The organism is Anabaena sp. CS-542/02 (assembly GCF_028331085.1).
Taxonomy (GTDB): domain Bacteria; phylum Cyanobacteriota; class Cyanobacteriia; order Cyanobacteriales; family Nostocaceae; genus Anabaenopsis; species Anabaenopsis arnoldii.
In genome coordinates this window covers 1-5,600 of sequence record NZ_JAQMTM010000094.1, presented here as the reverse complement: position 1 = coordinate 5,600, position 5,600 = coordinate 1, and the positions used below count along the sequence as shown (strand labels likewise).

Annotated in this window: 3 protein-coding genes; all 3 read right to left on the bottom strand. The window is 41.4% G+C overall.

Annotated elements, in window-relative coordinates; all coding sequences use genetic code 11:
• Positions 1 to 380 precede the first annotated feature (380 nt).
• Positions 381 to 3,827 carry an ATP-binding protein gene (locus tag PN447_RS11050; RefSeq protein ID WP_271763065.1) on the bottom strand — a complete coding sequence of 1,149 codons (3,447 nt, stop codon included), beginning with the start codon at positions 3,825 to 3,827 and terminating at the stop codon, positions 381 to 383.
• A gap of 408 nt (positions 3,828 to 4,235) precedes the next feature.
• Complete coding sequence (locus PN447_RS11045) at positions 4,236 to 4,601, bottom strand: DUF2237 family protein (protein ID WP_271763064.1); 366 nt, start codon at positions 4,599 to 4,601, stop codon at positions 4,236 to 4,238.
• A gap of 33 nt (positions 4,602 to 4,634) precedes the next feature.
• Positions 4,635 to 5,342: a response regulator transcription factor NblR gene (gene nblR, locus PN447_RS11040; protein WP_271763066.1), complete on the bottom strand. Its 708-nt coding sequence runs from the start codon at positions 5,340 to 5,342 to the stop codon at positions 4,635 to 4,637.
• Positions 5,343 to 5,600 lie beyond the last annotated feature (258 nt).

Genomic DNA, 5,600 nt, shown 5'->3' with positions numbered 1-5,600 from the left:
TTCTATTTTTCTAGAAGTTTTTTGATTTTTAGGTAACTGAGATTGAAGACTAGCTTTAACTTTGTTGTCAAACTGATTACAGGATTTAATAGCTTTGCCGCAAACAATAAAAGGTTTGAAGTCGTGACAATTACTACTAACTCTGACTCCAGACATTTAACGCTGAGTAGCTTTAAGTTCACCACGTTTCCACATCCTCCAAGCAGTCTGGTAACTTATTTCCTTTGATTTAGCGTAGTCAGATAGTTTCATTCCCAAAATATCCCACAAATGATTATATCTGACTATATATGATTATATTTTTATCATTTAAACCTTATACCATTTAATTTGGATTTACCAGACTAGCCAGTGTAGCTAGCTCTTGGGCTGCAATCGCTTTAGGCAAATGGATCTGATAACAGTGGGATTTTCACTGTAAAAGTTGCTCCTTGTCCTTCCCCCCCACTCTCTGCATGGACAGTACCGCCATGCAATTCTACTAAATGACGTACAATTGCTAGGCCTAAACCCAAGCCGCCATAGGAGCGGGTAGTGGAACTATCCGCCTGGAGGAAGCGGTCAAAAACATAAGGAAGAAACTCTGGCTTAATACCAATACCCGTATCCCGAACTTGAATTTGAGCATAACTAGTAATGTTTCGGGGTAAATTTTGGTGATCATCAATACTATGGGAAAGTTGAACTTCTACCCTACCCCCTGTAGGGGTAAACTTGATGGCATTAGATAGTAAATTCCAGATCACCTGTTGTAAACGCTCCAGATCACCAGCAACTAAAAATTTAGAATGATTATGGTCTATTCCCTGGGGAGGAATCACGGAAAATCTCAAATCAATTTCTTTAGCTTGGGCGGCTAACTGGACCGTTGTCATCGCCGACTCAATTAGGGGAACCAAATCGTAACTAAAAACATTGAGATACAACTGTCCCCTAATCATGCTGGAAATATCTAGCAAATCTTCTATAACCTGGGCTTGTGTCCTAGCATTGCGCTCAATAGTTTCCATCGCCTTCGCCATTTGAGTGTCACTAAGTTTGCGAGCTCGCAGCAGTTGCACCCAACCGAGAATAGCATTCAGAGGCGATCGCAATTCATGGGATAATATACCCAGAAATTCATCCTTCATGCGGTTGGCTTGTTGCAGTTGCTCTGTTTGCAGTTGCAGAGAAGCAATTAACCTCGCCCGTTCCATGGCCACCGCTATTTGGTCACAAACTGCTTGCATCATCGCCCTTTGATTTTCACTAAAACAAGAGCAACTGCGGCTACCAAAACAAAGAGTACCCAAAACCCGTTCTGATGCTATTAACGGGTAACTATAACAAGCCTTCACCCCTAAATTCCGAATTAATTCTGTTTTTGGGTCAGTGGATTCCTGAACATTTTCTACATAAATAGGACGGCGTTCTTGGACGACAGTACCGCACACCGATTGACCCAACGGTAACCACTCATATTTTTTAGCCACCTCCTCAGAACAGCCCGTAAAAGATCCTAAACGGATCACCTGATGGTTTTCCTCAACTAAATAGTTAAAGTAAACATCCAAACCAATCTGCTCCGCCAGTTTTTGGTAGAAGCTGTTAATTAATGCTACTGGTTGCTGACTAGATAACAAATCACTGGCTGTGTTAAACAGCAACTGTAACCTTTTGTAACTTAATGCTTGCGCCTTTTCAATTTCCTTAAGATTGGTAATATCTTGAAAGCCTGCTACACAGGTAGCTGAATGACCGTGCATTGCTGGTATAGTATCACCAAATATCAGTACAGAGCGCACAAGGTCGCCAGTGTGCCAGTTTATTTCTAATCCATCTAAACGTTCTCCCCTGGCTACCCGCGCCCCGGGTATTTGCTCCTTAGGGATGCGATTTCCTGCCGCATCTGTGCAATAGTATGTACTGTCATACTCTTCTACTGGTACACCTTTGGGAAACTCACCCCCGGCTAATTCATCAGCAGCTTGATTAGCAAAGGTTACCCGCCCCGTTTCAGGTTCAACAAACAGTAATGGTAGAGGCATCAGATTTAAGACTTCTTCGAGCCATTTTTGCTGATTGTGAACTGCTTCCTCTATCTGCTTACGCTCTGTAATATCCAAAAATGCCCCAACACTACCTCTACTGTCACCCTGTTCATCAAATAACGGGGCGACGTACTGCAACAACTTGACAAGTTTGCCATCTTTATGTATTACCTCAATTTCCGAGTCTAAAACTGTCACACCATGAGCAGCAGAATATTGCATAGGTAACTCTTCTGGTGATAGTTTTTTACCGTCGCGGTAAACTTGAAATTCTGCCGGTTGTTCTTCACCGGTCATACTCACAGAAACATCATCGTCTGGTGATATCCCTAATTGTTGAGCAAGACAGGGGTTAATTCTCATAGTTTTGCACTCTGCATCTTCAGCAATACCGATACCAATAGGGATAACCTGAAATAAAGTTTGCAATTCGCTGATCCGACGTTGTAAATCTTTATTAAGTTGTACTATTTGTTCTCTTGCTTCCTGGCGTTCGCTTAAGTCAAGAATAAACGCCACTGATTCTTGTCGGTTCTCTGCGAGCAACACGTAACCCACTAAAACCCGAATCCGCCGACCATCTTTGTGAATGTATTCTTTTTCATAGGGGGTACAAGCGCCTCTGGGATTTTCCTGGGCTTCGGCGATACCTTGAATATCTAAATGCAAATACTCTGGTGGTGTGATATTCCGGCAATTTAATTTACCTGTGAATAAATCCTCACGGCTGTAGCCAATCATCTCTAGAAATGCATCATTGGCTTGGTGAATACCACCATAGATATCACCAAACTTAATACCAATGATGTTAGCATCTACAAAAGTTCTCAGCTTTTCTTCCTGTGCTCTGAGTTGTTCTTGCGTTTCGTCGCGTTGACGTTCAATACGTGATATTACTGCTGAAGTTTGCCAAATCAAAATCGCAAAAATCACTATTAAGATGATGGCAAATAAGGATATAGCAAAAGCAGAACTGTATTTCCCTGCTAATTGACCATGGAGGATAAACCAGCCTATCACTAATGGTATAGCTATAGCTGCCGGTAACAAACGACGCGCCATCAACCCGCCATAGGTATCACTCATTACTACTGCCATAAATGCCTGATCTGGACTTGCCCAGAGAATGCCCATACAAAGTACAATGAACTTTACTCCTGTATGTAATCCCATTGATGTTGTATATGAGGGGGTGGTGGGAAACAATCCTACTTGATACATATAACCGATGAGTACCTGTGCCGAAATCACTAGTACTATCAGGGTAAAAAGTTGAATGTACCAAAAATTCAGCTGATTTGGCGATGGCGATAGGGTGGTGTTAGCCATATGGGCGGAAATTTCTAGAGCTATACCCAGAAATATAAAGTTTAAGGCACTCTCAAACCCCATTCGCCCTGGAGGGGATGTTAATACTGCAGTTGCTTGCTCCTGGAAGAGTAATTCATCAATACCAAAATTCCAGCCGAATAAATACTGAGCGAGGGTGAGTAACCCAATCAAGGTAACAGATGCTGCACAAATTCGCGAGCAGGATAAGTAAGGGATAGTAGAATGACTTTTTCTGCTGAGTTTTATTTGCGACATCCACAAAGATATACCAGATAGCACAAAGCATAAAGCTGTATTAGGCTTCATTGTCACTAGACTGGTGTTACCGCAGGTTTTAATCAATTCAATGTCAAACAACCAGCCAAACAGCACCAAAACACCGACTAATATCGTGATTATACTTGCAACTTGTACCACTCGTAAGCGATGTAAGCTTGGCAGTTGCAAGCGGTTAAAATTTAACATTGAAGTTTTACCACCCAACGGTTTACCGTAGTCACTTTACTTTGTTTAAAGAAATAAAACCTGACCTATATAACCAGAAAATTTCTAGTTAGGCTATATACTCTTGAGATATTTTTTATCTATCTATAGGCATATTTTGCGGATTACACAATCTACATTAGAAAAGAATAGATACAAAAACATCTATCTTGAAACATAATTTTAAAACATAAAATCATGAGAAAATATGCCCTCGGCCTGTTGTGAGAAGTCAGGGATTCACTGATATGTTATTTCTGGTATAATTATTTAGTATTAATAAACACTTTATATATGTCTGTGATTAATAAATAGGGGCAATTGATTAATTGCCCCTGGGAGTATATTGTTAATTTTATTAATTTAATTTTGGCGGTTCTAGGTCTTTAGCTACATAAGGGCGTATTTTTGCAAATCCTCTAGTGAGCAGACTTCCAAAGCTCTACAATGGGTAGCGCCAAGCACAACAGGGGGGGCGACACCAGCATCTAAAGCTTCTTGCCAACGGGCCGCACATAAACACCAGCGATCGCCTGGTCGTAGTCCAGGAAAATTAAATTGGGGAACGGCTGTACTCAAGTCATTCCCCTGGGATTTAGTAAACTCGAGAAATTCTGCTGTAACTTGGGCGCAAACAACATGCATCCCGAAATCCTGACCACCTGTATTACAAAAGCCATCGCGGTAATAGCCAGTCATGGGAGATGTACAGCAACTCTCCAGGTTGGTTCCTAGTACGTTTTTTGCCTGTGCCATAGTCAATTTTTAATTTTTGTAGTAATTTTCAGATTAAGATTCCCGTAATACATATCCTACGCCCCGCACTGTTTGAATCAGACGTTTATGAGTGTCAGATTCAATTTTCAGGCGTAAGTAGCGAATGTACACCTCTATAACATTGGACTCACCCATAAAATTGTAACCCCAAACATTTTCTAAAATTTGTTCGCGGGTTAATACCTCGCGGGGGTGTTCCATTAAGAATTTTAATAGTTCAAATTCTTTCATTGTCAAGTCAATTGACCGTCCGTTATGTATAGCGCGACGGGTGGCGACATCTAAAACCAAATCTCCAAAACGTAACTGTTCTGTGGTTTCAACATCAGGCTTTAAATACAGGCGAATTAAATTTAAAAAGTCTTCTGGGCGGTAAGGCTTGAGGACATAATCATCAGCCCCAGCTTCTAAACAAGCGACCCGGTCATCTACTGTATCCCTGGCCATGAGTATCAATACCGGGGCACAAATCCCGGCATTTCTGAGTTTTTTACACAATAAGAGTCCTGATTCTCCTGAGAGCATCCGGTCTACAACAATTAAAGCAGGTGGCCGATGGCTTTGCCCAATAGAGGCATCGCGGCAGTATTGTAAACCGCTGGCCGCATCATGAGCTAAGATCGCTTCATAGCCGGCTTCTCCCAAATCAAAGCTTAACTGATTTGCTAGACTCTCATCGGTTTCAATCACCAGAACACAGGGATTGTGAGCAATTGTCATCATTAGTTAGTAGGAATTTTGGATGGGAGATTTGAGATTTCTCAGAGATTGGGACACAGACTGAATCACGAAAATAATTATCACAGGGGGACTAAACTATACAGACTAAGAGTGAGGTATTTAGGTAAAAGAATCAAGAGAGGTTTATTTAGGTCTAAGTCTGGGAAAATATATTCAGCAGACTTGAATGGTTCCCTAAATATATTAAGAAAGGTAGCTGGGGACTCTATCTTTGATGGAAACTCAGTAGAGAGGCTT

Coding starts and splice junctions, on each gene's coding strand:
- PN447_RS11050 (WP_271763065.1), bottom strand. CDS start 3,827: ATGTTAAATTTTAACCGCTTGCAACTGCCAAGCTTACATCGCTTACGA.
- PN447_RS11045 (WP_271763064.1), bottom strand. CDS start 4,601: ATGGCACAGGCAAAAAACGTACTAGGAACCAACCTGGAGAGTTGCTGT.
- nblR (WP_271763066.1), bottom strand. CDS start 5,342: ATGACAATTGCTCACAATCCCTGTGTTCTGGTGATTGAAACCGATGAG.